The 24,780-nt window shown below is 43.6% G+C and carries 29 protein-coding genes and 13 pseudogenes; 8 read left to right on the forward strand and 34 right to left on the reverse strand.

Going from position 1 to position 24,780, the window contains the following annotated elements:
• The 5 genes and pseudogenes from R1Y93_RS04100 to R1Y93_RS04120 form a co-directional block, all read left to right on the forward strand.
• Window positions 1-925, forward strand: a 925-nt coding sequence (locus R1Y93_RS04100; RefSeq protein ID WP_500821725.1) for a phosphate/phosphite/phosphonate ABC transporter substrate-binding protein, incomplete at its 5' end; no start/stop codon positions are given.
• Window positions 926-944: 19 nt separating this feature from the next.
• Window positions 945-1,340, forward strand: a pseudogene (locus R1Y93_RS04105) (ATP-binding cassette domain-containing protein); the annotation flags it as partial.
• Window positions 1,309-1,518, forward strand: coding sequence for an ATP-binding cassette domain-containing protein (locus R1Y93_RS04110; protein ID WP_500821726.1), 210 nt, complete (start codon window positions 1,309-1,311; stop codon window positions 1,516-1,518). The pseudogene R1Y93_RS04105 and the gene R1Y93_RS04110, both read left to right, overlap by 32 nt.
• A gap of 35 nt (window positions 1,519-1,553) precedes the next feature.
• The gene (locus tag R1Y93_RS04115; protein ID WP_500821727.1) at window positions 1,554-1,733 is read left to right on the forward strand and encodes a hypothetical protein; all 180 of its coding nucleotides are present in this window, start codon (window positions 1,554-1,556) and stop codon (window positions 1,731-1,733) included.
• On the forward strand, window positions 1,730-2,323 hold the full coding sequence (locus R1Y93_RS04120; RefSeq protein ID WP_500821728.1) for a PhnE/PtxC family ABC transporter permease: 594 nt from the start codon (window positions 1,730-1,732) through the stop codon (window positions 2,321-2,323). The genes R1Y93_RS04115 and R1Y93_RS04120 overlap by 4 nt, the downstream gene beginning before the upstream one ends.
• Window positions 2,324-2,606: 283 nt before the next feature.
• Here the strand turns inward: R1Y93_RS04120 and R1Y93_RS04125 are convergent, their stop codons facing one another.
• A complete protein-coding gene (locus R1Y93_RS04125) occupies window positions 2,607-2,855 on the reverse strand; it encodes a hypothetical protein (RefSeq protein WP_500821743.1) in 249 nt (82 codons plus the stop codon).
• On the opposite strand from R1Y93_RS04125, the gene R1Y93_RS04130 reads away from it, so the two are divergent.
• Window positions 2,770-3,270 (forward strand): PhnE/PtxC family ABC transporter permease, encoded by a 501-nt coding sequence (locus tag R1Y93_RS04130; protein WP_500821729.1) that lies wholly within the window; start codon window positions 2,770-2,772, stop codon window positions 3,268-3,270. The genes R1Y93_RS04125 and R1Y93_RS04130 overlap by 86 nt on opposite strands.
• A gap of 142 nt (window positions 3,271-3,412) precedes the next feature.
• Window positions 3,413-3,763, forward strand: a complete 351-nt coding sequence (locus R1Y93_RS04135; RefSeq protein ID WP_500821730.1) for a BlaI/MecI/CopY family transcriptional regulator — start codon at window positions 3,413-3,415, stop codon at window positions 3,761-3,763.
• Between the two features lie 190 nt (window positions 3,764-3,953).
• On the opposite strand, the gene R1Y93_RS04140 is transcribed toward R1Y93_RS04135, so the two are convergent.
• The 11 genes and pseudogenes from R1Y93_RS04140 to rpmJ all read right to left on the reverse strand — a co-directional run.
• Window positions 3,954-4,526 carry a xanthine phosphoribosyltransferase gene (locus tag R1Y93_RS04140; protein WP_173726995.1) on the reverse strand — a complete coding sequence of 191 codons (573 nt, stop codon included), beginning with the start codon at window positions 4,524-4,526 and terminating at the stop codon, window positions 3,954-3,956.
• Window positions 4,527-4,592: 66 nt separating this feature from the next.
• Window positions 4,593-5,978, reverse strand: a complete 1,386-nt coding sequence (locus R1Y93_RS04145; RefSeq protein WP_500821731.1) for a substrate-binding domain-containing protein — start codon at window positions 5,976-5,978, stop codon at window positions 4,593-4,595.
• Between the two features lie 16 nt (window positions 5,979-5,994).
• The gene (locus R1Y93_RS04150; RefSeq protein ID WP_500821732.1) at window positions 5,995-6,612 is read right to left on the reverse strand and encodes a WCX domain-containing protein; all 618 of its coding nucleotides are present in this window, start codon (window positions 6,610-6,612) and stop codon (window positions 5,995-5,997) included.
• 5 nt (window positions 6,613-6,617) lie between these two features.
• Window positions 6,618-7,355, reverse strand: a complete 738-nt coding sequence (locus R1Y93_RS04155; RefSeq protein WP_500821733.1) for a type 1 glutamine amidotransferase — start codon at window positions 7,353-7,355, stop codon at window positions 6,618-6,620.
• Window positions 7,352-8,689: a MurT ligase domain-containing protein gene (locus tag R1Y93_RS04160; protein WP_500821734.1), complete on the reverse strand. Its 1,338-nt coding sequence runs from the start codon at window positions 8,687-8,689 to the stop codon at window positions 7,352-7,354. The genes R1Y93_RS04155 and R1Y93_RS04160 overlap by 4 nt, the downstream gene beginning before the upstream one ends.
• Before the next feature lie 197 nt (window positions 8,690-8,886).
• Window positions 8,887-9,423: a bL17 family ribosomal protein gene (locus tag R1Y93_RS04165; RefSeq protein WP_500821735.1), complete on the reverse strand. Its 537-nt coding sequence runs from the start codon at window positions 9,421-9,423 to the stop codon at window positions 8,887-8,889.
• A gap of 104 nt (window positions 9,424-9,527) precedes the next feature.
• The gene (locus R1Y93_RS04170; protein WP_158421048.1) at window positions 9,528-10,481 is read right to left on the reverse strand and encodes a DNA-directed RNA polymerase subunit alpha; all 954 of its coding nucleotides are present in this window, start codon (window positions 10,479-10,481) and stop codon (window positions 9,528-9,530) included.
• Between the two features lie 60 nt (window positions 10,482-10,541).
• Window positions 10,542-11,137, reverse strand: a pseudogene (rpsD, locus tag R1Y93_RS04175) (30S ribosomal protein S4).
• A gap of 18 nt (window positions 11,138-11,155) precedes the next feature.
• On the reverse strand, window positions 11,156-11,551 hold the full coding sequence (gene rpsK / locus R1Y93_RS04180; protein ID WP_158421046.1) for a 30S ribosomal protein S11: 396 nt from the start codon (window positions 11,549-11,551) through the stop codon (window positions 11,156-11,158).
• Between the two features lie 49 nt (window positions 11,552-11,600).
• A pseudogene (rpsM, locus tag R1Y93_RS04185) lies at window positions 11,601-11,970 on the reverse strand (30S ribosomal protein S13).
• A 298-nt stretch (window positions 11,971-12,268) separates the two neighbouring features.
• A pseudogene (gene rpmJ / locus R1Y93_RS04190) lies at window positions 12,269-12,379 on the reverse strand (50S ribosomal protein L36); the annotation flags it as partial.
• 203 nt (window positions 12,380-12,582) lie between these two features.
• Between rpmJ and R1Y93_RS04195 the strand changes: the two are divergent.
• Window positions 12,583-14,637 (forward strand): annotated as a pseudogene (locus R1Y93_RS04195) (PTS sugar transporter subunit IIABC).
• An 86-nt stretch (window positions 14,638-14,723) separates the two neighbouring features.
• On the opposite strand, the gene infA reads toward R1Y93_RS04195, so the two are convergent.
• From infA to rplB, 22 genes and pseudogenes are all read right to left on the reverse strand, one after another.
• Window positions 14,724-14,942 carry a translation initiation factor IF-1 gene (gene infA, locus R1Y93_RS04200; RefSeq protein WP_005428560.1) on the reverse strand — a complete coding sequence of 73 codons (219 nt, stop codon included), beginning with the start codon at window positions 14,940-14,942 and terminating at the stop codon, window positions 14,724-14,726.
• A gap of 78 nt (window positions 14,943-15,020) precedes the next feature.
• Window positions 15,021-15,437: a type I methionyl aminopeptidase gene (locus tag R1Y93_RS04205; protein WP_500821736.1), complete on the reverse strand. Its 417-nt coding sequence runs from the start codon at window positions 15,435-15,437 to the stop codon at window positions 15,021-15,023.
• A 41-nt stretch (window positions 15,438-15,478) separates the two neighbouring features.
• On the reverse strand, window positions 15,479-15,745 hold the full coding sequence (locus tag R1Y93_RS04210) for a M24 family metallopeptidase (protein ID WP_500821737.1): 267 nt from the start codon (window positions 15,743-15,745) through the stop codon (window positions 15,479-15,481).
• A gap of 54 nt (window positions 15,746-15,799) precedes the next feature.
• A complete protein-coding gene (locus R1Y93_RS04215) occupies window positions 15,800-16,444 on the reverse strand; it encodes an adenylate kinase (protein WP_500821738.1) in 645 nt (214 codons plus the stop codon).
• 98 nt (window positions 16,445-16,542) lie between these two features.
• A pseudogene (secY, locus tag R1Y93_RS04220) lies at window positions 16,543-17,861 on the reverse strand (preprotein translocase subunit SecY).
• Window positions 17,861-18,302 (reverse strand): annotated as a pseudogene (gene rplO / locus R1Y93_RS04225) (50S ribosomal protein L15). Before rplO ends, secY begins: the two co-directional pseudogenes overlap by 1 nt.
• Window positions 18,303-18,339: 37 nt before the next feature.
• The gene (gene rpmD, locus R1Y93_RS04230) at window positions 18,340-18,522 is read right to left on the reverse strand and encodes a 50S ribosomal protein L30 (protein ID WP_117852555.1); all 183 of its coding nucleotides are present in this window, start codon (window positions 18,520-18,522) and stop codon (window positions 18,340-18,342) included.
• Between the two features lie 14 nt (window positions 18,523-18,536).
• A complete protein-coding gene (rpsE, locus tag R1Y93_RS04235) occupies window positions 18,537-19,046 on the reverse strand; it encodes a 30S ribosomal protein S5 (RefSeq protein WP_158421040.1) in 510 nt (169 codons plus the stop codon).
• Between the two features lie 18 nt (window positions 19,047-19,064).
• The gene (rplR, locus tag R1Y93_RS04240; protein ID WP_500821739.1) at window positions 19,065-19,433 is read right to left on the reverse strand and encodes a 50S ribosomal protein L18; all 369 of its coding nucleotides are present in this window, start codon (window positions 19,431-19,433) and stop codon (window positions 19,065-19,067) included.
• Window positions 19,434-19,450: 17 nt separating this feature from the next.
• Window positions 19,451-19,990 carry a 50S ribosomal protein L6 gene (gene rplF / locus R1Y93_RS04245; RefSeq protein WP_158421038.1) on the reverse strand — a complete coding sequence of 180 codons (540 nt, stop codon included), beginning with the start codon at window positions 19,988-19,990 and terminating at the stop codon, window positions 19,451-19,453.
• A 98-nt stretch (window positions 19,991-20,088) separates the two neighbouring features.
• Window positions 20,089-20,490 carry a 30S ribosomal protein S8 gene (gene rpsH, locus R1Y93_RS04250; protein WP_500821740.1) on the reverse strand — a complete coding sequence of 134 codons (402 nt, stop codon included), beginning with the start codon at window positions 20,488-20,490 and terminating at the stop codon, window positions 20,089-20,091.
• 109 nt (window positions 20,491-20,599) lie between these two features.
• Window positions 20,600-20,786: pseudogene (locus R1Y93_RS04255) on the reverse strand (type Z 30S ribosomal protein S14).
• Between the two features lie 19 nt (window positions 20,787-20,805).
• On the reverse strand, window positions 20,806-21,345 hold the full coding sequence (gene rplE, locus R1Y93_RS04260) for a 50S ribosomal protein L5 (protein WP_368189690.1): 540 nt from the start codon (window positions 21,343-21,345) through the stop codon (window positions 20,806-20,808).
• A gap of 22 nt (window positions 21,346-21,367) precedes the next feature.
• Complete coding sequence (rplX, locus tag R1Y93_RS04265; RefSeq protein ID WP_500821741.1) at window positions 21,368-21,682, reverse strand: 50S ribosomal protein L24; 315 nt, start codon at window positions 21,680-21,682, stop codon at window positions 21,368-21,370.
• An 11-nt stretch (window positions 21,683-21,693) separates the two neighbouring features.
• Complete coding sequence (gene rplN / locus R1Y93_RS04270) at window positions 21,694-22,062, reverse strand: 50S ribosomal protein L14 (protein WP_019162495.1); 369 nt, start codon at window positions 22,060-22,062, stop codon at window positions 21,694-21,696.
• 14 nt (window positions 22,063-22,076) lie between these two features.
• On the reverse strand, window positions 22,077-22,331 hold the full coding sequence (gene rpsQ, locus R1Y93_RS04275) for a 30S ribosomal protein S17 (RefSeq protein WP_008707264.1): 255 nt from the start codon (window positions 22,329-22,331) through the stop codon (window positions 22,077-22,079).
• Window positions 22,332-22,352: 21 nt separating this feature from the next.
• Window positions 22,353-22,564: pseudogene (gene rpmC / locus R1Y93_RS04280) on the reverse strand (50S ribosomal protein L29).
• A pseudogene (gene rplP / locus R1Y93_RS04285) lies at window positions 22,554-22,993 on the reverse strand (50S ribosomal protein L16). Before rplP ends, rpmC begins: the two co-directional pseudogenes overlap by 11 nt.
• Window positions 22,993-23,650: pseudogene (rpsC, locus tag R1Y93_RS04290) on the reverse strand (30S ribosomal protein S3). The pseudogenes rplP and rpsC overlap by 1 nt, the downstream one beginning before the upstream one ends.
• Before the next feature lie 11 nt (window positions 23,651-23,661).
• Window positions 23,662-24,072 (reverse strand): 50S ribosomal protein L22, encoded by a 411-nt coding sequence (gene rplV, locus R1Y93_RS04295; protein WP_500821742.1) that lies wholly within the window; start codon window positions 24,070-24,072, stop codon window positions 23,662-23,664.
• 92 nt (window positions 24,073-24,164) lie between these two features.
• A pseudogene (gene rpsS, locus R1Y93_RS04300) lies at window positions 24,165-24,447 on the reverse strand (30S ribosomal protein S19).
• Between the two features lie 15 nt (window positions 24,448-24,462).
• A pseudogene (gene rplB / locus R1Y93_RS04305) lies at window positions 24,463-24,780 on the reverse strand (50S ribosomal protein L2); the annotation flags it as partial.

Consider the following 24,780-nt stretch of genomic DNA (forward strand, 5'->3'; position numbering starts at 1 on the left):
CATTGACTCATTAAAAATCGCATTCTCCCCATACGCAGACTCTGATACTATTACAACTGCTACAGAACCGCTGGAAAACCTTTTAAAAGAAACCCTTCTGGAAAAAGGCTATGATGTGGAAAATGTAGACATGACTGTAGGCACCAGCTACACAGCCGTAGGACAGGCATTAAGCGCAGGCAGTGCAGATATCGGCTTTATTTCCGGAGGCAATTACGTACTTTTCTCTGATGACTGCGATGTGCTTCTCACTGCACTCCGCTACGGGATCAACAAGGACTCTGATGACCCGAAAGACTGGAATGATGGCACTGTTGAAGAAAATACGGATGACATGTCCACCTATTACCGTTCCATCTTTCTTGCAGGTCCAAGTGAAAAAGGACAGGCACTTCTTGAAAAGGTGAATAATGGTGAAGAGCTTACCTGGGATGATTTAAACGATGCTACCTGGGCTGTTATGGGGCCAACCTTTGCTTCCGGTTATATTTACCCCAGCCTGTGGCTCCTTCAGCGTTATGGCAAAGGAATCAGCGACCTGGATCATGCTGTAGAATCCGATTCTTATACCACGTCTCTTGCCCGGCTTGCATCTGGACAGGCAGATATAATGGTATCCTATGCACACATCCGCACCAAATACGCGCCGGAATGGAAAGAAACCTTTGGCGGTACTGACGATATGATAAACCAGACTGGCGTGATCGGAGTGACAGACAAGATCTACAATGATATGATTGCTTACAGTAAAACCTCTGAGACAATGGCTGACCAGGATTTTCGACAGGCTCTTGGAGATTCCTTCATCGAAATTGCTCAGACAGAAGAAGGAAAGGATATCATCAGCGTCTTCGCCCAGGTTGGCTATGAATGGGGCGATGACTTCCCAATTATGACGGTGAACGAGAGGCACAGAAGCTTCTGAAATCCGAAGAATAAGGAAGGTGATTCCCATAAAGCTCCAGATCCAGCATATTCATAAAGCATTTAAAAATCATGTTACTGCACTGGAAGACGTTAGCTTTTCCATTTCCCAGGGAGAATTTGTCTCTGTGATCGGTCCTTCCGGTGCAGGAAAAACAACCCTGTTCCGCCTGTTAAATGGAACGGATGACTGCACAGAAGGCCAGATCCTTATAGACGATCATCCTATGGAGAACATTCGCAGACAACAAAAACGGCAGTTTAAGAAAAACATGTCTACTATTTATCAGGATTTCTGCCTTGTGGAAAACAGTTCCTGTCTGGAGAATGTGCTTACTGCTGCACTTCCTGACATGAGCTTTTTCCCTGCTGTTCTGGGGCTTTATGGTACTGCCCGTACAGAAAAGGCCCTTCAGCTGCTTGCGGGACGGTCTGGCAGAAAAAGAACAAGAGCCTGTAAAGAACCTGTCCGGCGGACAGAAGCAGCGGACAGCCATTGCCCGGGCTTTAATGCGACAGCCTTCCCTGCTTCTGGCAGATGAACCTATTGCTCTCTTGATCCTGTTACAGGCCGCCAGATACTGTCTCTCTTAAAGGATATTCAGCAAAAAGAAGGAGTAACGGTTCTTATGAACAGCCACAATCTGGAGCTTTCCATGGAATTTTCCCACCGTCTCATCGGACTTAACAATGGCAGAATTGTTTTCGATGGTTCCCCTGATGAAATAAATGATTCTGTGATCCGTACCATATACGGAAATTCCAGGGTCTGCTCTTTGAATAAAAACAGAAAGGATGTGGGCCTATGACCAGAAGCAGTAAAAACAGATGGAAGGGACTGGCCTGCTTCCTTCTTTTTTTATGTCTGTTTCTTTTTACAGTAGTCTATACACAATGTGATCCTGCCTTGTTCTGGAAACGCCGGAGTCATCTTACCGATCTTCTATCCGGCATGTTTCCTATGGATCTTGCTTATATTCCACATATTCTTACCCCACTGTTTTACACCATACAGATGTCTGTTACAGGAACTGTGATCGGCTCAGCTCTGGCTGGTATCCTGGCACCTGCATGTGCAGGTTCTATGGATTTTCCAAAATGGATCCGTTATATTCTTCGTTTTCTCATACAGATCCTGCGGTCTTTCCCAGCACTGATCCTTGCTCTTTGTGCCACCTTTCTCTTTGGTCTTGGCACCTTTGCCGGCACCTTTGCCATCACCCTGTATACCTTTGCCATTATGACCCGGCTTACCTATCAGGATATGGAAGCAGCCTCTCCATTGGCTTATCAGGCGCTTAGAACCATGGGCGCGTCTCGTTTCCACATACATCCACGGGATTTTCGCGGAAATAGCCCCCTCTTTTTTCACCAACGCACTATATATGCTGGAAACTAATGTTCGCCACAGCTCTATTCTTGGTTATGTAGGTGCAGGAGGGATTGGCCTTCTTCTGAACGAAAAAATATCCTGGCTGGAGTATGAAAAAGTGGGAGCCATTTTACTGGTGCTTTTCCTGGCTGTTTTCATGATTGAAAACCTTAGCCGCTATCTGGCCGCCCTGATCCGAAAAGAATGCACATTGAAAAAAAAGTATATAAAGCTGCTGCTGTTTTTTCTGACAGCCCTGTTTATTGTTTGCACCATCACTCTGTCTCCTCCGGATTTTAGCAGAACAAGCCTACAGACCCTGAAAAATATGTTTTCCGGTTTTCTGTCGCCAGACTGGGGCTTTTTCTTTTCCATTAAAAAAGACGGGCTTTTTTGCCCTTATCCTGGAAACCCTTTGCATCGCTTTTGCAGGCACTGTAATCGGTACGGTTTTCTCGATTCCTCTGTCCTTTGTGAATACCAGACGTTTTGTACCTGGATCTGTTGCCTTTTTCTTTAATCTGTTGATCATTGCCATCCGGTCCATTCCATTTCTCATCTATGGCCTGATTTTTATCCGGGTATCCGGCCCCGGTCCCTTTACCGGAGTTCTTACTCTTTCCATGTGCAGTATCGGCCTTCTTACAAAGCGCTTTACAGAAGCCCTGGATGCCATAGATTTAAAAGCTTATCACGCCCTGCTGGCTATGGGGGCTCATCCGGTACCTGCTATCTGCCATGGCCTTCTGCCACAGCTAAAGCCCATCTTCATCTCCATCTTCCTGTACCGGTTTGATGTAAATATCCGCGAAGCCTCTGTGCTTGGTCTTGTAGGTGCTGGCGGCATTGGCGCACCATTGATCTTTTCCATGAATCAATATGCCTGGGAAAAGGCCGGTGCTATCCTTTTGGGCCTGATCCTGCTGGTTTGGCTCATTGACATGATTTCAGTCAAGATTAATCATATTTTATAAAGCCTTATATAGTTTACATCAATTATAAATTATGATAAAATTAATCACGAATCGTCGATGGGCAGCTGTCATCAACTGCAGGGTCTTGTGCACTATCATAATAGAAAAGCAAGACTTCAGCTGTGACAGGGAGGAGCAAAGTATGAGGAAGCCAGACAAAGGATTAACGCCCATGGAACAGGAAGTTATGAAGGTTCTGTGGGAAAGTCAGCATGAACTGACAAACAGCGAAATCGCAGAAAATATGAAGGACCAGAAAGTCAGCGTGGCATCTGTTGCACAGACCATGAAGAGACTCCTTGAAAAAGGTGCTGTCTGTGTAGGAGATCATGTTCTTGTGTCAAATGTTTATGCACGAACATTTCATCCATGCATAACCCGCAGGGAGTTTGTCCGACAGGAGCTTATCCGGCTGTGTGACACTGCATACCGTGACCAGACCGTTGGTAATCAGGAGATCCTGGATATTCTTAAAGAACAGACCAAAGCATAACTACGAAGATACTGGTGCCAGAATTTATGCTGGAAATGTGCGCCGCCAGGCGCACCAAGCAAAAAGAAGCCTTTGGATCAGGCGCACATCTGTAACGTGCAGCCTTTCCAAGGGCTTCTTATACTATCTGATAATTTTTTATCATCTGACACTCTTGTATAATCTAATGTCTCTTGTACGGTCAGAGGCTTTATTCCCTGAATGTAAGGGATGTATCGCTCATGGACTCAATGATGGCAAGGGATTCCAGACGGACACCCATATCACGGATCTGCTGTCCACCGGACTGGAAGCCTTTCTCAATCACAATACCGGCTCCCTCAAGGGTAGCTCCGGATTTCTTTACAATATCGATCAGTCCCAAAAGGGCACATCCATTTGCAAGGAAATCATCGATCAGAAGAACATGATCCTGCTCTGTGAGGAACCGTTTTGCAAGGATCACATCATAAACTTTCTTGTGGGTAAAGGATTCTACCTTTGTGGTATACATCTCCCCATCCAGATTAACGCTCTGTGCTTTCTTGGCAAATACTACCGGTACATGGAAATACTGTGCTGCAATACAGGCGATCCCAATGCCTGAAGCCTCAATAGTAAGAATCTTGGTAATCGGGCAGTCAGCAAACCGTGCCTTAAACTCTTTTCCGATCTCATTGATCAGATCAATATCCATCTGATGGTTCAGAAAACTGTCTACCTTAAGAATATTTCCAGGCTTCACAACTCCATCCTTAAGAATACGGTCTTTTAAAAGCTTCATGTTTTTTCTCCTTTTTTCTGGGCGTATTGTAAATTAATATCATGATACGCTATTCTTCAAAGAAGTTCAATCCTTTCCTGAACTTTCTTCCTTTGTTGCTGCAGGTGTTTTGGTTGGGGTCGGTGTTTTGGTTGGTGTGGGACTTTCAGTTGGCGCCGGGCTTTCGGTTGGTGTGGGGCTTTCGGTTGGCGCCGGGCTTTCGGTTGGCGTGGGGCTTTCGGTTGGAACAGGCGTTGCAGTTGGATCTGGCACGATCTGAGATTTCATATAAAAACCATTATCCACAAGGATCTGGTAATTATCCTTGTCAATCACCTGTGCCTCACAGGTATAAGTACCTATGATCTTCTTTCCGTTATCATACTGCTCGTAGTCATTCACCTCCGGCTTATCTCCCTTCAGATAGGTATCCACCATCTCTGCACAGGCCTTTGCCAGCTCCCTTCCATCCAGGAACAAAGTAAAACTCTGCTGATCCAATGCTATTTCTTTTACAGAGTCTGCTTCTGCACCTACGCCAGTGACCATTGGCCATGCTTCCTGGGAGATCCCTTCTTCATTCAGTACCTGTATTACCTGACTGGCAAATCCATCATAGGCTGTACAGATGATATCCGGGGTTCCCTCTTCCTGGTAATTCTCTTTTATAATCTCTTCAAATCTGGATCTGGCGCTGTCCTCGCTCCATCTCATTATAGCAGAATCATCAAACGATGATTTCTGGGATCTGCATACCAGTGTCCCGTCATCCAGATACTCCTGCAGGCTTTCCATCAGACCATTATAGAAAAACAGTGCTCCGCCATCATCTGGAGATCCCATAAGAAATTCGATAGTTTTTGATTCCTTATTTTCTCTTGCCTCCTCCAGATCCGCATTTTTTATAATGGTATCCCCTGCCTCATTCCCTGCTTTCCTTGTATCAAAGGTAACATAATAATTGATTGCATCAGTATCACGGATCAGCTTATCATAGGCAAATACTGGAATCGGATCTGAATCCTGCTTTATCTCTTCCAGCACTTCTGTAAGGGAATATTCGTCTACAGGAGAGATCACCAAAGCTGCCGCTTCTTCTTTTGCCTGGCGGATCTGATCGATCTGGGTATCCGTATCATTCTCTGCATAATAGGCTTTTGGCTCATACCCTGCATTTTCAAGCTGCTGAAGAAGCTCTTCCTCTTCTAATGCATGCCTTTCATCCTGCCGGTCTGTAGAAAAAAGAACCCCTACTATCGTTGCCGGCTCTTCTTCCTCTGTCTCTTTTGCATCTGCTTCCTCTTTCTTGGGTACTTCAGTAACCGCTGCCTCGCTGTCACCTTTCCCTTCCTTTTCAGTTTCCACACTTTCATTGGCAGCCTCTGTGGCCTTATTGGAACCGCAGCCTGTCATCAGAACCGAAAATGCTGCCACACTTAATAACAATGCTTTTCCTGCAGTTTTATTAATCATAACACATTCCTCTTTCTTATATGCCTTTATACTCTCTTGCCAGACTTTTCAGGTAGTCCCTGTATGCCTGTCCTGCCTTTTTAGGCTTTGCGATATGTACGCTTTTCCCCATACGGGTCAGCCATCCGTAAAACTCCGGATCCTCTGCGGTCTGTACCACTGCAATAAAATAACCGAACTCTTTTTCTTTATACTGGACCTGAGGGCCAAACCAGCGCTGAACCTGGGGCAGCACCCCTTCCTCACATAAAAGCTTGATCTGCTTTTCCTCTTTCTGAGATTGTGTTCTTTCAATGACCCGGACAGGTACATCTACCCCTTGCTCTTTTACTGCGCACTGCTCGTCTGCTGTTCCCTGTTCGTTTGCTGCTCCCTGTTCGTTTACTGCTCCCTGCTCGTTAGCTTTTCCTGCCAGATAATAACCGCCTGACTTTCCACGTTTGTACCGGATATCCATTCCAAACAAACGGAGCACTTCCATATCATCATAAATACTTTTTCTCTCTGCAGTTATCCCCTGTTTTGTTAATTCATCCAGGATCTCCTGCATGGATACTGTATGGTCCTCCCCTGTACTTTGCAGGATCCTTTCAAGATACAAGATCTTTCCCTTTTGATTATATGACTTTGCCATGTCTCTTACTCCTCTGCCTGGCCGCTTTTAACAAACCTGTGATACACATATGCATTTGCCTCTGCCTCCTGACTGTCATCAAGGGGGGACAGTTCTACAGGCTTATGATATTTCTGTTCAAGGGCACGGGCAATCAGCCAGTCTGCAAGCTGGGGATTCTTTGGAAGAAGCGGTCCGTGTAGATAAGTACCGATCACGTTCTTGTATACTACTCCTTCATAGCCTGTTTTCCCATCATTTCCAGAGCCGTACAGCACCTTTCCAAGAGGCTTATTTCCCCCTATAAAAGTCCTTCCGCCATGATTCTCAAATCCGACTACAGGCATATCAAACAAATCACTTTTAAGCACGATATTGCTGATCAGGCGGCCTTCTTCCTGCTCTGTATAAAGGTCGACAAGGTCAAGCCCTGTAATGGTTCCCTGGTCTGTTTTGTAGTATTTTCCAAGAAGCTGGTATCCGCCGCAGATAGCGATCACCACACCGCCCTTTTCCACATATGCTTTAAAATCTGCCTGGATCTCCTTTAATTTTTCACATACAAGCATCTGTTCCCTGTCAGATCCGCCGCCCAGGAGCACAATATCCAACCTGGAGAAATCAATCTGATCTCCAAGTTCAAAAGGGATGGTCTCTGCCTCAATCCCACGCCACTGGCATCGTTTCATCAGGCACTGAATATTCCCTCTGTCACCATACAGATTCAGAAGATCCGGGTATAAATGTCCGATGGTAATTTTCATTCCTTCTCTCCCTCCATCCTTTTCAGAATATTCCTTGTGCCGAATAAGGCTGTGTAATTCACAAGCACATACAGATTGGATACTCCATCCCCCACCCTTGCACGGATTGCCTTTTCCACATCCGCCTCCAGCATAGACGGGATATCCACATACTTCAGACGCAGACGCATATCCTGACACCGGATACCGCTGACTGTGATCGACTTAACCGAAGGATCCATCAGCCGGTCAAAATCCACATCCCACAGCCAGGAAATATCCCTGCCATCCTGTGCATTGTCATTGATGGTAATAATAATATCCTTAGGAGATGTATCCTGCATCACTGCTGAAATATTCTGATTAAAGCCGGCCGGATTCTTGGCAAGGTTCAATGTAATACTGCAGCCCCTGATCCTGAACTGCTCCATTCTGCCGTTTTCCGGATTAAACTTATTCAGCATATCCTGAAAATGATCGGCTCTGTAACCGGCAGTCCGCACTCCTGCATATGCAGCAAGTATATTATATACATTATAAAAGCCACGGTAGTTAGCCACCAGCTTACGTCCTTCCACCAAAAAAGACAGCTGGTCTGCCACCTTTACATCTGTAGCATCATAGTCCAGGGCAGGCCTGGTAAAGCCACATCCAGGACATTTGTAATCCCCTAGTTGGCTATAATGATAAAAGCTGTACTGAAGACGTTCCCCACATCTTTTGCAGAATCTTCCTTCCCGGATCTCAGTGGTATCATTTTTAAGCACCTGTTTGCTGATCCCATAGGTAATATATGGATTTCCACAGTCCATGGCCAGATATGCAGACAGCGCATCATCACCGTTTACGATCACCTTCATCTTAGGTACCTTACGGATCATCTCCTCCAGAATATTCATGGTAATATCAATCTCTCCGTAACGGTCCAGCTGATCCCTGAAAAGATTCGTCATCACCATATAATCAGGCTGAAGATGGGGGAAAACATGTCTGGTAGAAGCTTCATCCACCTCTATACATGCATAATCTGCATCCAGGCGACCATTTAACCCTGCTGACAGTACAAAAGCTGCCACAACACCGTTGATCATGTTGGAACCTGTATGATTACATACAACCTTTTGCCCCTCTGCTTCCAGTGCTGCACAAAGCATATTGTTCGTGGTTGTTTTGCCATTGGTTCCGCATGTTACAAAAATCTCTTTCCTAACCTGGGAAGAAAGCTCTTTCAGGATATTGGGGGAGATCCGAAGGGCTATTTTCCCAGCCCAGGTCACACCCTGTCTGCCAAGTTTTTTACATGCAAATCCGGCAAATTTTGCCGCCCAAATGGCTGCAAGTGTTCTTATATTCATTGGTTTCTCTTGTTTACCCTTTCTCTTTCTATATTCCGTTATAGTATACCCTTTTTCACTTAAAAAGTACAGACCGCAAATTTTTTGTATTGTAGGAATCTTGCAGAGCAGTTTTCTTGTTGCACAAAAAAACTGCTGCAGGAACAACAGGCTAAAAACCTGCAGTCTTGCAGCAGTTCGCAATTCAATATGGTAAATTAAACAAGCTCGATCAGAACTTCCATAGCGCCATCACCTTTACGCTGTCCGATCTTTACGATTCTTGTGTAACCGCCGTTACGGTTAGCATACTTCGGAGCGATCTCTTCAAACATCTTCTTAACAAGATCAACATCCTTTGTGTTTTTCTTTCTTCCAGCAGCTTTAACAGGAACCTCTTTTACAGGATAGAATACTTTCAGCATCTGACGACGAGCGTGCAGTCTGGAAGGAGAATCTTTCTTGATCTCTTTCTGAACTTCATCGTATACGGTTTTCTTCTTGCCGTCTACAACTTCTTTGACTCTTTTGCCTTCAGCATCTTTTCTTGCAACTTTAGCAGTTACAGTAACTGTCTCGAAGTTATCTCTCTCGCGAACAGCCATAGCGATCATGCTCTCAGCGATCTTACGAACCTCTTTAGCTTTTGCTTCAGTGGTAACGATCTTTCCATGGTATAAAAGACTTGTTACCTGGCTTCTGAGGAGTGCTTTTCTCTGATCAGATGTTCTGCTTAATTTTCTATATTTTGCCATGTTATTTTCCTCCATCTGTGGGACAGCGGTACACGCTTGTTCGGTCTTACTGTACCGCTGCTTTGGCATCCCACTGTAATTATCATTGCATGTGTCCTGGCTGCTTATTCCTCAGTAGGCTGAAGCTGCAGACCAAGTTCTTTCAGTTTTGCAAGTACCTCTTCCAGTGACTTACGACCCAGATTACGAACCTTCATCATATCATCGGAAGTTTTGTTGCAAAGCTCTTCAACAGTATTAATACCGGCTCTCTTCAAACAATTGTAGGAGCGGACGGAAAGTTCAAGCTCATCAATGCTCATCTCAAGAACTTTTTCTTTCTCGTTATCTTCTTTCTCGATCATAACCTCTGCGGTTCTTGCGTTCTCGGAAAGATCAATGAAAAGACTTAAATGCTCACTTAACACCTTAGCAGCAAGGCTGACAGCCTCATCCGGATCCAGTGTTCCATTTGTGTATACATCTAATGTAAGTTTATCGAAATCTGTAACCTGACCAACTCGGGTATTCTGAACAGTCATATTGACTCTGTCTACAGGAGTGTAGATAGCATCTACAGCGATCACACCGATAGGCATGTCATCTGTCTTGCCTTTGTCAGCACTTACATAACCGCGGCCTTTGGTAATGGTAAGCTCCATTGCCAGTCTGCAGTCTTTTCCACCGTTCAGTGTAGCGATAACCTGATCTGGATTCATGATCTCAATGTCCTGATCAGCCTGAATATCAGCAGCAGTTACTACACCCTTGCCCTCACACTCAATGTATGCGGTCTTTGGCTCGTTGTCAGTACTGTTATTCTTGATGGCAAGGCTTTTCAGATTCATGATGATCTCAGTAACGTCTTCTTTAACTCCAGGAATGGAGCTGAACTCATGAAGCACGCCTTCGATCTTAACCTGGCTTACTGCGGCTCCCGGCAGGGAGGACAGCATGATTCTCCGAAGTGAATTGCCAAGTGTAGTACCATATCCTCTTTCAAGAGGCTCTACCACGAATCTTCCAAATTTCTCGGATTTTTCGGTGATTTCGATTTTTGGTTTATTGAAATCAAACACTATAATGTTCCCTCCTTCTGGGTTTAATCAACATTTGAGGGTATTTATGATTCAAAGGGCTTATTTAGAATACAGCTCGACGATAAGCATCTCTTCTACAGGAACGTCGATCTCTTCTCTTGTTAGGAAGCTCTTTAACAACGCCTTTTAAGTTCTCCTGGTCAACATCCAGCCAGTTCGGAACAAGTCTTCCGCCTGTGATCTCCAGAATCCCTTTGTATCTCTCTGAGCCTTTGCAGCTTTCTTTGATTTCAACTGTATCACCAGCTTTGATCAGGTAAGACGGAATGTTTACACATTTGCCGTTTACCAGTACATGCTTGTGATCTACGATCTGACGAGCTTCTCTTCTTGTTCTGGCAAAGCCCATACGGAAGATTACATTGTCAAGTCTTGACTCAAGCATGATCATCAGGTTCTCACCTGTCTGGCCTTTCATTCTGTCGGCTTTCTTGTAGTAGTTACGGAAAGGTTTCTCAAGTACGCCGTAAATGAATTTTGCTTTCTGTTTTTCTCTTAACTGCATACCGTACTCAGATATCTTTACGGTTTGCACGTTTTAACTGTCTTGTGGATTTCTTATCAATTCCTAAATAAATCGGATCAAGGCCAAGAGATCTGCATCTCTTCAGGACCGGTGTTCTATCTACTGCCATTGTGGCTTACCTCCTAAATTAAACTCTTCTGCGTTTTGGTGGACGACATCCATTGTGAGGAACCGGTGTTACGTCACGGATGCTTGTTACTTCAAGACCGCATGCCTGAAGGGCACGGATAGCTGCCTCACGGCCTGAACCTGGTCCTTTTACCATAACGTCTACAGTTTTTAATCCATGAATCAAAGCAGCTTTTGTAGCTGTCTCAGCAGCCATCTGTGCTGCATAAGGGGTAGATTTCCTTGAACCTCTAAATCCAAGACCACCAGCACTTGCCCAGGAAAGAGCATTTCCTTCGCTGTCAGTCAGTGTAACGATTGTATTATTGAAGGATGACTGAATATGTGCCTGTCCATGTTCAACGTTTTTCTTGACACGACGTTTTGTTACCGTTCTTTTCGTTGTTTTTGCCATTTTAAAACTAACCTACGCTTTCCTTTTTCGATTAATTATTTATAAGGTATTATTTCTTCTTATTTGCTACTGTTCTCTTCGGACCTTTACGTGTTCTGGCATTTGTCTTAGTCTTCTGTCCACGAACCGGAAGTCCTTTACGATGACGGATACCTCTGTAGCATCCGATTTCCTGCAGTCTCTTAATGTTGAGGGCGATTTCTCTACGAAGATCTCCTTCTACCATCATTGTTTCATCAATGACAGCACTGATTTTCTTAACATCCTCGTCTGTCAGGTCTCTGACACGTGTGTCGAGGATTAACACCTGCCTGTGCAAGGATCTTGTCTGCACTTGCTCTGCCGATACCATAAATATAGGTAAGGCCGATCTCAATTCTTTTCTCTCTTGGTAAGTCTACACCAGCTATACGAGCCATGTACTGTTTCCTCCATTTTCTTTTACTGAAAGCTCTTCGTCCTGTACACCACTTGTATTTCTACAAGGTGAAATGGGGTGCATCTGTACGCTGCTTTCTCCTTCATTCCTAATTGGGGTGCCTCGGTAATACACCCAGCCGCTTTGGCGTGTTGCGGCCTTTCCGATTTGTTGCGGCCAACGGGCCAACGTCGCCTCTCGGTATTAGGCAATACATGAATAGTTCATTATTTCATCAGTCCAGACAACCTGTCCGGGTGTCATCAACTGCAGCCGCATACCACACAATCCATGCATCGACCCTGACGCTGTTTGTGTTTTGGATTCTCACAGATAATTCTGATAGATCCTTTTCTTTTAATGACCTTGCATTTTTCGCAGATCGGTTTTACAGATGATCTTACTTTCACTTGGAAATCCTCCTTCCGTAAAATATAGCATTAAAATCTGCAGTATGGGCGCACGTATACAAAGACTACACATGCGTACAAAGTGTATTCTAACATTATTATTTCCAAAAAGCAAGTATATTTTTGTTTTTTTTCTTAATAATAATCAGAAATAAATGATAGCCATTCATGTATGTAAAAAAATATTTTCGGAGGAAATCCTGATGAAAGATAAAATATTCGGTGTACTGCAAAGGATTGGGCGAAGCTTCATGCTTCCTATCGCCATTCTTCCTGTTGCCGGCCTGCTTCTGGGGCTTGGCAGTTCTCTTACCAATCAGACTGCTATTGCCACTTATCGTCTGGAAGGAATCCTGGGAGAAGGCACATTCCTTCACTCTCTGCTTGTAGTTATGAACCATGTTGGGAGTGCAATTTTTGACAACTTACCGCTGATCTTCGCAGTTGGCGTAGCCATCGGAATGGCAAAGAAAGAGAAGGTAAGTTGCTGCGCTTGCTGCTTTGATTGCTTTTTTTGTTATGCATATCTCAATAAACAGTATCCTACAGCTGCAGGGAGATCTTCTCACGGACGGAAACATTTCACGGGATGTACTGGAGGGCACGATCACTTCTGTATGTGGGATCACTTCCCTTCAGATGGGTGTGTTCGGAGGCATTATTGTTGGCCTTGGTGTAGCAGCTCTTCACAATCGTTTTTACAGGATCCAATTCCCTAATGCTCTTTCCTTCTTTTCAGGTTCCAGGTTTATTCCTATTATATCCACTCTGGTGTACATGATCATAGGTATTCTTATGTATTTTATCTGGCCGCTAGTGCAGCATGGTATCTATGCTCTTGGAAATCTTGTAACCGGCACCGGATACCTGGGCACTTTTTTGTTTGGTATTATAAAAAGAGCTTTGATCCCCTTTGGACTCCACCACGTGTTTTATCTTCCGTTCTGGCAGACAGCCCTTGGCGGTTCCTCCTATGTGGCAGGACAGCTGGTTTCTGGTGGACAGAATATTTTCTTTGCCCAGCTGGCGGATGCAGCCAATATCACCCATTTCAGTGCAGATGCCACCCGGTATTTTTCAGGTGAATTTATATTCATGATCTTCGTGCTTCCGGGAGCTGCCCTTGCTATGTACCGCTGCGCTAAACCCGGGCGAAAAAAAGCTGCCGGCGGCCTGCTTTTATCTGCAGCCCTTACCTCAATGTTTACCGGTATTACAGAGCCTCTGGAATTTTCCTTTTTGTTTGCTGCTCCTGTGCTTTTTGGTGTACAGGTGCTCCTTGCCGGAAGCTGCTACATGGTGGCACATATGCCGAGAGATAGCAGTTGGGCTCACTTTTTCAGGTGGACTGATCGACCTTATTCTTTTCGGAGTCCTTCAAGGTAATGCAAAAACCGGGTGGCTGATGATCCTGCCTGCAGGTATTCTTTATTTCTTCCTATATTATTTTTCTTTCTCATTTCTGATCCGAAAATATGATCTGAAAACCCCTGGACGGGAAGAAGATGGAGAAGAAACAAAACTTTATACAAAAAAAGATGTAAAACAAGCAGTAACCTCCAGACCAGCGCCCTGATCACAGAAGGACTGGGTGGCTCTCACAATATTCAGGATGTGGACTGCTGTGCTACCAGACTGCGGATCACAATAAAGGATCCTTCTCTTGTATCTGAAAAGATCCTGAAAACCTCCGGTGCAAAGGGAATCATTCAAAAAGGTCCTAATATACAGATCATCTGTGGGTGGCAGGTAACTGTGATCAAAGCAAGTATGAGGAATATTTAGATTCCCATAGATTTTCCTCTCATATTATTTTTCTCCTGTTACAGGAAATTCTATGGATTTGTCACAGGTGAAGGATGGGTGTCTTTTCAGAAGGTCTTATGGGTCCAGGCGCTGCCATCCTGCCAGAAGAAGGTAAAGTTTTCGCTCCTTTTTCCGGAACCGTATCCATGATTTTTGATACAAAACACGCCATATCTCTTATCTCCCACACTGGTTTAGAGATTCTGATCCATATAGGGATTGACACAGTAAATCTTAAAGGTAAGTATTTCCATATCCATACATCTGTGGGTGAAAGCGTAAAAAAAGGTCAGCTGCTTGCTGACTTTGATCTTGAAAATATTAAAAATGAGGGATATTCCATTGTCACACCTGTAGTGCTGGTAAACAGTGAAAGCCACCATGTTCACCTTGTAAAAAAAGGCCCTATCATAAAAGACGAAGAATTTCTGACAGTGAAGACAGTGAAATAAAATCAGAGTTAAAAAGGCTGCTGTAGCACTCCTGTGTCAGGAATAAATACAGCAGCATTTATCAGCCTGTAAGCTTAAAACGGATCTTATTTATCTCTCCAGATGATCCTGCCCTTGGACAAATCATATGGTGAAAGTTCAATCGTTACTTTATCTCCCGGAAGAATACGGATGAAATTCATGCGCAGCTTTCCGCTGATATGTGCAAGAACCACATGTTTATTCTCCAGTTCAACCTTAAACATTGCATTTGGAAGTTTTTCCAGAACAGTACCTTCCACTTCAATAACATCTGCTTTTGACATTGATTAACCTCCTGTGTCTGTCATCTGAAAACGAGTATTTGTACCTGTAGAGTACCCTCACAGTTACGAATATTTCAATTATTTAGTAAGCGTCAGAATCTCCGGTTCACCATCTGTGATCAGGATCGTATTCTCATAATGTGCTGAGAGAGAACCATCCATTGTTACAACAGTCCACTCATCATCCAGCCAGACTACATCCGGACGCCCCAGATTGATCATTGGCTCAATGGCAAGTGTCATCCCCGGTATTAGCTTAACGCCTCTGCGTTTCTGCGGGAAATTAGGGATCTGCGGGTCTTCGTGAAGATGTGTGCCAATCCCATGGCCAACCAGGTCACGAACAATACCATAACGGTATTTTGCCGCATATGCCCCAATCGCCTTTGAAATGTCATTAAGATGATTTCCTGCTTTCGCATACTTAATTCCCTCGAAGAAGGACTGCCTGGTCACATCCATCAGCTGCCTTGCCTCCTGGGATACTTCGCCCACTGCATAGGTACGCGCTGCATCTGAATGGTATCCTTTATAGATCAGTCCCAGGCATCGATCTTCACAAGATCACCATCCCTGATAACCTTCTTCCTGCGAAGGAATCGCCATCGAACGACCTCGTCATTCAGGCTGAATACAGGAAGGTTCCTGGAAAACCTCCATAATTCAAAAAGTTTGGAGATACATCCCAGTGAACGAATCACTTCCTCGCCGATACGATCCAATTCCTTTGTTGTAATTCCAGGTTTAATATAAGGGATCAGTCCATCATGCACCTTTTCAAGAAGATGTCCGGATTCCCTCATAAGTTGGATTTCATGCTCTGTTTTTTATAGTAACTGACATTTGTTTTCCCCGTTTTATTCACCAAGGATAGCCACGATATCCCCAAATACCTCTTCAAGGTCCTTGGTTCCATCTACTGTATTTAAGACACCCTGGTTTGTATAATAATCAATCAGTGGCTGTGTCTGATCATGGTACACATTCAGACGCTTCTGCACGGTCTCTGGCTTGTCGTCATCACGAAGAACCAGATCTTCTCCACATGCATCGCATACACCTTCTGTCTTTGGTGATGCATAAACAACATGATAAGTTGCACCGCATTTCAGGCAGGCACGTCTTCCACCCATACGTCTTACAATATTCTCATCCGGAACATCTACATCAATTGCATAATCGATCTTGCTTCCCAGTTTCTCAAGTGCTTTTGTCAGACACTCTGCCTGTGGAATTGTTCTTGGAAATCCATCAAGAACATAACCATTTTCTGCATCTGGCTGCTGGATCCTGTCCACAACAAGATCGCATGTAAGCTCATCCGGTACTAAAAGCCCCTGATCCATATATGTTTTTGCTTTTTTGCCAAGTTCTGTTCCGTTTTTGATGTTTGCGCGGAAAATATCACCTGTGGAAATATGGGGAATTCCATATTTTGCAGCAATCTTCTTGGCCTGTGTACCCTTGCCGGCTCCAGGCACTCCTAACATAACGATTCTCATAAAATACCTCCTGCATGGGATTACTATGGGATTATTATAGGTTTCCTTATTTTAAGCAAGGCTGCGATGCAAAATAGCACCGCAACCTTATCATGGCTTTATTCGTTCAGGAAGCCCTTGTAATTGCGGACAAGCATCTGGGACTCGATCTGTTTCACAGTCTCAAGGATAACTCCTACGATAATGATGATAGATGTACCACCAAAGGAAACATTTGCTCCAAATACACCGTTAAAGAAGAACGGAATAACTGCCACAATAATAAGGCCAACTACACCAATAAAGATTATATAATTCAGGATTTTGGTCAGATAATCTGACGTAGGCTTACCAGGTCTGATACCTGGGATAAAACCACCCTGTTTCTTGATATTATCTGCTACTTCCAGTGGATTAAAGGTAATGGAAGTATCGAAATATGCAAAGAAGACACAAAGTAAGATGTACACTACCCAGTCCCCAGGTATACTGAAGCTGGCTCGGATTACACCAGTTGTTGGAAGAAAGACCACGAAGGATCTCACCGCCAATACCTGTACTGTTTGCCTTTCCTGCCATCTGGGCGATCACACCCGGGAAGGACATAATAGAAGAAGCAAAGATAACAGGGATTACACCTGCTGTATTAACCTTCAAAGGAATATTGGTCGTCTGTCCGCCCATAAGCTTTCTTCCAACCATCTTCCTGGAATACTGTACAGGAATTCTTCTCTCTGCACCGTTCAGAATCAGAACGAAAACAACCATTGCGATAATGATTGCTGCAATGATCAGTCCGGCAAGCATTCCTTTTGCAATCGTCTTACCTTTGATAAAGTTCTCATACAGAACTGTCAGATCACTTGGGACACGGGATACGATATTAACAGTAAGTACGATAGAAATACCATTTCCAACGCCCTTCTCAGTAATACGCTCACCGATCCACATAAGCATTGCTGATCCAGCTGTCAGACACACAACAACTGTAAATCCTTTGAAGAAGTTCATGTTCGGAATGAGACCCTGACGTCCGAATCCGATTGCCATGGCAATTGACTCAAACAGAGCAAGACCAACCGTTACATAACGGGTGATTGCTGTGATCTTTTTCCTTCCTTCTTCACCATCTCTCTGCATCTCTTCCAGTGCCGGAATGGCAATGGTAAGCAGCTGCATGATAATGGAAGAAGTGATGTACGGTGTAATGTTCAATGCAAAGATCGACATCTGAGTAAAGGAACCACCGGTAAATGCATCAAAGAAGTTGAATGCATCGCCGGTATTCTGTTTAAACCAGTCCTTAAAGAAATCACTGTCAACTCCAGGTACCAGGGAGCTGTGATCCAATACGGATCACAAGAATCATCCACAGTACATAGAGAAGTTTACGCCGCATTTCTTTAACTCTGAAAATATTTTTCAGATTTTCTAACATTAGATCACCTCGACGGTACCACCAGCAGCTTCGATTTTTGCTTTTGCAGTCTCGCTGACAGCATTTACTTTGACATTAAGTTTCTTTGTCAACTCGCCATTTCCAAGGATCTTAACTCCATCTCCTGCTTTGGAAATTGCTCTGCTTTCAAGTAAACTCTCAACAGTTACTTCTGCACCATCCTCAAAACGGTTCAGAATGTCAACATTGATTGCAATAATCTCTTTAGAATTTCTGTTTGTGAATCCTCTCTTTGGCAGACGTCTGTATAAAGGCATCTGTCCACCTTCGAAATCCCGGTTTCTTATGTCCGGAACGTGCTAACTGTCCTTTATGGCCTTTTCCGGCTGTTTTGCCGTTTCCTGAACCATGTCCACGGCCTCTTCTGAAGTTATCGCTATGCTTAGAACCATCAGCTGGTCTTAAGTTTGATAATTCCATATTGGCACCTCCTTTTAGTATTCAACTCTTTTAACTATTATGCTTCTTCTACTTTAACCAGGTGCTGTACCTGCTGAATCATTCCTCTGGTTGCAGCATTATCCGGCATCTCAACTGTTTTATGCATCTTTGTAAGACCCATAGCCTTAACAGTAAGTTTATGCTTCGGAACTGCGCCAATAGGAGATTTTACTAATGTAACTTTTAATGTGTTTGCCATTTTCGTATTCCTCCTTAAGCCAGAATCTCATCAACAGATTTACCGCGAAGTTTAGCAACTTCTTCCGGAGTCTTTAACTGTCTTAAGCCTTCGATGGTAGCAAGAACAACATTCTGTTTATTTCTGGATCCCATACATTTTGTACGGATGTTTTTGATACCTGCTAACTCGATTACCGCACGTGCAGGGCCACCAGCGATAACTCCAGTACCTTCTGGAGCTCTCTTCAGAAGCATCTGTGCGCTTCCGTAGTTTCCTACAAAATCATGGGTAATAGAACCATTCTCATCTCTGGCAACTGTAACTAATTTCTTCATTGCATCCTCTTTTCCTTTGCGGATTGCTTCAGGAATCTCGGCTGCTTTTCCTAAACCTGCGCCAACGTGTCCATTGCCGTCACCGACAACAACTAAAGCTGTGAAACGGAAGTTACGACCACCTTTAACAACCTTTGTAACACGCTTGATTGACACTACTTTATCTTCTAATTCTAACTGACTAGCATCAATAAGATTACGTTTCATGTGTTTTCGCTCCTCCTTTTAGAATTTCAGTCCAGCTTCTCTTGCTGCCTCTGCCAATGCTTTTACTTTACCATGGTAAATGTAACCGCCTCTGTCAAAAACTACGCCTTCGATGCCAGCTTCCAAAGCCTTTTTACCGATCACGGTACCAAGAGCTGCTGCAGCTGCTACATCGTCTGTGTTCTCAAGCTGTGCTTTTACATCTTTCTGAAGAGTAGAAGCAGATACTAAAGTCTTGCCAACAGTGTCATCGATAATCTGTGCATACATATGCTTGTTTGAACGAAATACTGCAAGACGAGGAGTCGTAGCAGTGCCGTTTAAATGATGACGTAATCTTCTATGCTTTTTCTGACGAATTTCCGCCCTAGATGCTTTATTAATCATTTTCTCACTCTCCTTAATTATTTCTTACCGGTCTTACCAACTTTACGTCTGATAACTTCATCAGAATACTTAATACCTTTGCCCTTATATGGCTCAGGTCTTCTCTTGTCTCTGATCTCAGCCGCAAACTGTCCAACCTTCTCTTTGCTGATACCGGATACGACGATCTTGTTGTCTTCAACTTTTGTCTCAATACCATCCGGATCTTCCATTTCAACCGGGTGAGAATATCCAAGGCTTAATACAAGCTTTTTACCCTGTTTTGCTGCTTTATAACCAACACCGTTTACCTCAAGTGTTTTGGAATAGCCTTCGCTTACTCCGACTACCATGTTGTGGATAAGGCTTCTGGTCAATCCATGAAGGGATTTCATCTTCTTAAGATCATTTGGTCTTGCAACTACTACATGACCATCTTCTACTTTGATTTCCATTTCTGTAGGAAGCGCTCTTTCAAGTGTTCCTTTTGGTCCCTTTACAGTTACTACATTACCCTCAGCAATAGATACCTCAACTCCTGCCGGGATAGCAACTGGAAGTCTACCGATTCGTGACATACTGTGTGTCCTCCTTACTTAGATTATCGGAGGGGAAACTGTATCCCCTCTGTTTTCAGTGCTGCGTCTTTGGTGTGCATCAGTGTAAGCTTACCTGCTTACCAAACGAATGCCAGTACCTCGCCGCCTACCTGCTGTTTACGAGCTTCTTTATCTGTGATAACGCCCTTATTTGTAGAGATGATTGCTACACCAAGTCCACCAAGAACCTTTGGAAGCTCATCTTTACCAGCATACACACGAAGACCTGGTTTGGAGATTCTCTTTAAACCAGTAATGATCTTCTCGTTTTTGTCTTCACCGTATTTCAGTGTGATATGGATTGTCTTGCATGCTCCATCCTCAACTAAATCATACTTTGTGATATATCCCTCATCTAAAAGAATGTTTGCGATTGCAATTTTCATTTTGGATGCCGGAACGTCTACTGTGTCATGTTTTGCAGTGTTTGCATTACGAATTCTTGTAAGCATATCTGCGATTGGATCGCTCATTGTCATGTAAGTTTCCTCCTCATTCAGACTTTACATGTCTTAGATATATTTGAATAATTTACGTGTTACCTTGTTCATCAACGAATCTTGCTCATTAAGTGCTTCGATTTACCAGCTAGCTTCTCTGAGCTCCAGGGATCTGACCCTTGTAAGCTAACTCGCCGGAAGCAGATTCTGCTGAGGGATTTCCGTATTTTCTTAGATATTGCATGTGGACGTCCACAAATTTTGCAACGGTTGTACTCTCTAGTAGAGAATTTGGATCCACGCTGCTGTTTGATTTTCATTGCTGTTTTAGCCATGAATCTTTCCTCCTATCAATTACTTTGCAAACGGCATATTGAATAATGTCAGTAATTCGCGGGCTTCTTCATCTGTCTTAGCTGTGGTAACGAAGATAATGTCCATACCTCTTACTTTATCAACCTTATCATACTCTACCTCAGGGAAGATCAGCTGCTCTTTAATACCCAGTGCATAGTTTCCTCTGCCGTCGAAAGCATTAGGATTAACACCACGGAAGTCACGTACACGCGGAAGAGCAAGATTGATAAGACGATCAGCGAACTCATACATCTTTTCTCCTCTTAATGTAACCTTACATCCGATAGGCATTCCTTCTCTGATCTTGAAGTTAGCAACGGATTTCTTAGCTTTTGTTGCAATTGCTTTCTGACCTGTGATCAGTTCCATATCAGCGATTGCAGCGTCAAGAAGTTTTGCGTTTTCTTTTGCTTCACCAACACCCATGTTAATGACGATTTTCTCGAGTTTTGGCACTTCCATAACATTTTTGTATCCGAATTTTTTGGTCATGGCATCCATGATCTCATTTTTGTAAAGCTCTTTTAATCTACTCACTTATGTCTGCCTCCTCTCTCAATTAATCATCAATTACTTTACCGGTTGCTTTAGCAACACGAACTTTTTTGTCTCCGTTCATCTGGAAACCTACTCTGGTAGCTTTTCCATCAACAAGTAACATAACATTGGAGATGTGAAGAGGAGCTTCCTTTGTAATGATTCCACCCTGCTGGTTTGCAGCAGACGGTTTGGTATGCTTTGTAACAACATTTACGTTCTCAACAAGAACTGTGCTGTTCTTTGCATTTACTGCAAGAACTTTTCCTTCTTTACCTTTATCTTTTCCAGCGATTACTGTAACAGTATCGCCTTTTTTAATTTTCATAGCTGACATTAGGCACCCTCCTATAATACTTCCGGAGCTAAGGAAACGATCTTCATGAATTTCTTCTCACGAAGCTCTCTGGCAACTGGCCCAAAGATACGTGTTCCTCTCGGAGTTAAGTCGTCTTTAATGATTACGGCAGCATTTTCATCGAAACGGATATAGGATCCATCTTTACGACGAGCGCCCTTCTTTGTTCTAACTACAACTGCCTTTACTACATCACCTTTCTTAACAACGCCGCCTGGTGTTGCATCTTTGACAGTAGCAACGATAGTATCACCAATGTTTGCATATCTTCTTGTAGAGCCACCCATAACACGAATACAAAGGATTTCTTTTGCACCAGTGTTGTCGGCAACTTTCAGTCTTGTTTCCTGCTGAATCATACTGGTCTTCCTCCTTATTTCACTTTCTCTACAATCTCAACCAGTCTCCATCTTTTGTCCTTGGACAGCGGTCTGGTCTCCATTACTTTAACGGTATCACCAATATTGCACTCATTATTTTCATCATGAGCCTTTAATTTATATGTTCTCTTCACGATTTTTTTGTAAAGAGGATGTTTTACATGGTCTTCAATAGCAACTACAATGGTCTTGTCCATCTTATTGCTGACAACCTTACCCACACGGGTTTTTCTCAGATTTCTTTCCACGATTGTTTCCTCCTATATTCACTATTTGGAAGCGTTAGCCTGCTCAGTGATTACTGTCTGGATTCTGGCAATATTTCTGCGAACCTCTTTGATTCGTCCGGTATTGTCTAATTGATTTGTTGCATTCTGAAAATCTCAGATTGAAAAGTTCTTTCTTAGCAGCTACTAATTCTTCATTTAATTCAGAAGCTGATTTTGTTCTTAAAATCTTCTACGAATTTATCAATTTTCACTGTTATCACCGCCTTCTAACTCTGCACGAGAAACTATTTTACATTTGCATGGTAACTTGTGCATTGCAAGACGCAACGCCTCACGAGCGATATCCTCGGATACACCTGCGATCTCGAACATTACACGACCTGGCTTAACAACTGCAACCCAGTACTCCAGAGCACCTTTTCCGGAACCCATTACGAGTTTCTGCTGGTTTTGCTGTTACCGGTTTGTCTGGGAAAATCTTGATCCAAACTTTACCACCACGTTTGATATAACGAGTCATAGCAACACGGGCTGCCTCGATCTGATTTGATCTGATCCAGCAAGGCTCTGTAGCAACAAGGCCGAAATCACCGTAATTGATCTGGTTGCCTCTAAGTGCTTTGCCTACCCATGGAGCCACGGAATTGTTTACGACGTTTTACTCTTTTTGGCATTAACATTATTTATCGCTCCCTTCCTTAGTTCCTTTAGTCGGAAGTACCTCACCGTTGTAAACCCAGGTCCTTCACGCCCACTTTTCCGTAGGTGGTGTCAGCTTCCGCAAAACCATAATCAATATCTGCACGAAGTGTCTGAAGCGGAATAGTACCTTCGCTGTAGAACTCTGTACGAGCCATATCAGCACCGCCAAGACGTCCGGATACGGATGTTTTGATACCTTTTGCTCCGGCCTTCATAGTTCTCTGCATTGTAGATTTCATTGCACGTCTGAAGGAGATACGGTTCTCAAGCTGTAATGCAATGTTCTCTGCTACTAACTGAGCATCTCTGTCAGGTCTCTTAACCTCTTTGATGTCAACGATTAATTTCTTTGTTGTATATTTAGCAAGCTCTGCTTTAACTTTCTCGATCTCAGCTCCGCCTTTACCGATAACGATACCAGGTTTTGCTGTATAGATGATGATCTTTACTCTGTCAGATGCTCTCTCGATCTCAATCTTGGAAACACCTGCGCTGTATAATTTCTTTTTCAGGAAAGATCTGATATTGTAATCTTCTACCAGATAGTCTGCGAATTCGCCTTCAGCATACCATCTTGAATCCCAATCTTTGATAACACCGACTCTAAGGCCATGTGGGTTAACTTTCTGTCCCATGTTTTTCCTCCTTATCTTTCATCCAGCACGATGGTGATATGGCTTGTTCTTCTCTCGATTCTGTAAGCCCTACCCTGTGCTCTCGGCTGAATTCTCTTCATTGTAGGTCCTTTGTTTGCAAAGCACGCTGCAACATAGAGGTTGTCTGCGTTCATTCCGTTGTTATTCTCAGCATTTGCAACAGCTGACTCAAGCAGCTTCTTTACAACGCTGGAAGCGTATCTCGGATTATATGTCAGGATTCCAGTATGTTGCACATCTTTGCCACGGATTGCATCTAATACGTAGCAGGCTTTCTGAACAGAAATTCTTGCATAAGATAATTTTGCAGACGGCCTTGTCTCTCTATTACTCTCATTTCTGGCTCTCTTAATATTGGCTATTTTCCCTTTGCCATTTTTAAGTGCCTCCTTTCGTCTTATTCAATATACATCTTATATCAGAACACCTTGGTCACTTAAATCGCCTTACGGTTCATTAAGTGTCCAGGTGAATAACACATTGTATGTGCTAATTAGCGAACGCCGGATTTCTTTTCGTCTTTACCGTGTCCTCTGTAAGTTCTTGTAGCCACGAACTCGCCAAGCTTGTGTTCCTACCATGTCCTCTGTAACATATACCGGAACATGCTTTCTTCCGTCATGGACAGCAATTGTATGTCCAACGAAGGACGGGAAGATTGTGGAACGACGAGACCATGTTTTAATTACGGATTTATCATTTGCAGCATTTAAAGCATCGATCTTTTTCAGTAAGCTCTCATCTGCAAAAGGTCCTTTTTTCAGTGAACGAGACATTCTTAATCCTCCTTATTATTTTGATAAAGCTTTGCCATCGCGTCTTCTTACGATGAGCTTGTTGGACTGTTTGTTTTTCTTTCTGGTCTTCAGGCCGAGAGCCGGTTTACCCCAAGGAGTACACGGACCTGGACGTCCGATACCGGTCTTTCCTTCACCACCACCATGCGGATGGTCGTTAGGGTTCATGACAGAACCACGAACGGTAGGTCTGATACCCATGTTACGTTTACGTCCTGCTTTACCAATATTAATCAGATTGTGGTCTCCGTTTCCGATAACACCTACAGTAGCACGGCATACGATCGGAACCATTCTCATCTCGCCAGATGG

Source organism: Blautia sp. HA3515 (genome assembly GCF_059933065.1).

Coding starts and splice junctions, on each gene's coding strand:
- R1Y93_RS04110 (WP_500821726.1), top strand. CDS start 1,309: ATGGTACTGCCCGTACAGAAAAGGCCCTTCAGCTGCTTGCGGGACGGT.
- R1Y93_RS04115 (WP_500821727.1), top strand. CDS start 1,554: ATGAACAGCCACAATCTGGAGCTTTCCATGGAATTTTCCCACCGTCTC.
- R1Y93_RS04120 (WP_500821728.1), top strand. CDS start 1,730: ATGACCAGAAGCAGTAAAAACAGATGGAAGGGACTGGCCTGCTTCCTT.
- R1Y93_RS04125 (WP_500821743.1), bottom strand. CDS start 2,855: ATGAGAAATGGAATGGACCGGATGGCAATGATCAACAGATTAAAGAAA.
- R1Y93_RS04135 (WP_500821730.1), top strand. CDS start 3,413: ATGAGGAAGCCAGACAAAGGATTAACGCCCATGGAACAGGAAGTTATG.
- R1Y93_RS04140 (WP_173726995.1), bottom strand. CDS start 4,526: ATGAAGCTTTTAAAAGACCGTATTCTTAAGGATGGAGTTGTGAAGCCT.
- R1Y93_RS04145 (WP_500821731.1), bottom strand. CDS start 5,978: ATGATTAATAAAACTGCAGGAAAAGCATTGTTATTAAGTGTGGCAGCA.
- R1Y93_RS04150 (WP_500821732.1), bottom strand. CDS start 6,612: ATGGCAAAGTCATATAATCAAAAGGGAAAGATCTTGTATCTTGAAAGG.
- R1Y93_RS04155 (WP_500821733.1), bottom strand. CDS start 7,355: ATGAAAATTACCATCGGACATTTATACCCGGATCTTCTGAATCTGTAT.
- R1Y93_RS04160 (WP_500821734.1), bottom strand. CDS start 8,689: ATGAATATAAGAACACTTGCAGCCATTTGGGCGGCAAAATTTGCCGGA.
- R1Y93_RS04165 (WP_500821735.1), bottom strand. CDS start 9,423: ATGGCAAAATATAGAAAATTAAGCAGAACATCTGATCAGAGAAAAGCA.
- rpsK (WP_158421046.1), bottom strand. CDS start 11,551: ATGGCAAAAACAACGAAAAGAACGGTAACAAAACGTCGTGTCAAGAAA.
- infA (WP_005428560.1), bottom strand. CDS start 14,942: ATGTCAAAAGCAGATGTTATTGAAGTGGAAGGTACTGTTCTGGAAAAA.
- R1Y93_RS04210 (WP_500821737.1), bottom strand. CDS start 15,745: ATGAGGGAATCCGGACATCTTCTTGAAAAGGTGCATGATGGACTGATC.
- R1Y93_RS04215 (WP_500821738.1), bottom strand. CDS start 16,444: ATGAGAATCGTTATGTTAGGAGTGCCTGGAGCCGGCAAGGGTACACAG.
- rpmD (WP_117852555.1), bottom strand. CDS start 18,522: ATGGCAAACACATTAAAAGTTACATTAGTAAAATCTCCTATTGGCGCA.
- rpsE (WP_158421040.1), bottom strand. CDS start 19,046: ATGAAACGTAATCTTATTGATGCTAGTCAGTTAGAATTAGAAGATAAA.
- rplR (WP_500821739.1), bottom strand. CDS start 19,433: ATGATTAATAAAGCATCTAGGGCGGAAATTCGTCAGAAAAAGCATAGA.
- rplF (WP_158421038.1), bottom strand. CDS start 19,990: ATGTCACGAATCGGTAGACTTCCAGTTGCTATCCCGGCAGGAGTTGAG.
- rpsH (WP_500821740.1), bottom strand. CDS start 20,490: ATGACAATGAGCGATCCAATCGCAGATATGCTTACAAGAATTCGTAAT.
- rplX (WP_500821741.1), bottom strand. CDS start 21,682: ATGTCAGCTATGAAAATTAAAAAAGGCGATACTGTTACAGTAATCGCT.
- rplN (WP_019162495.1), bottom strand. CDS start 22,062: ATGATTCAGCAGGAAACAAGACTGAAAGTTGCCGACAACACTGGTGCA.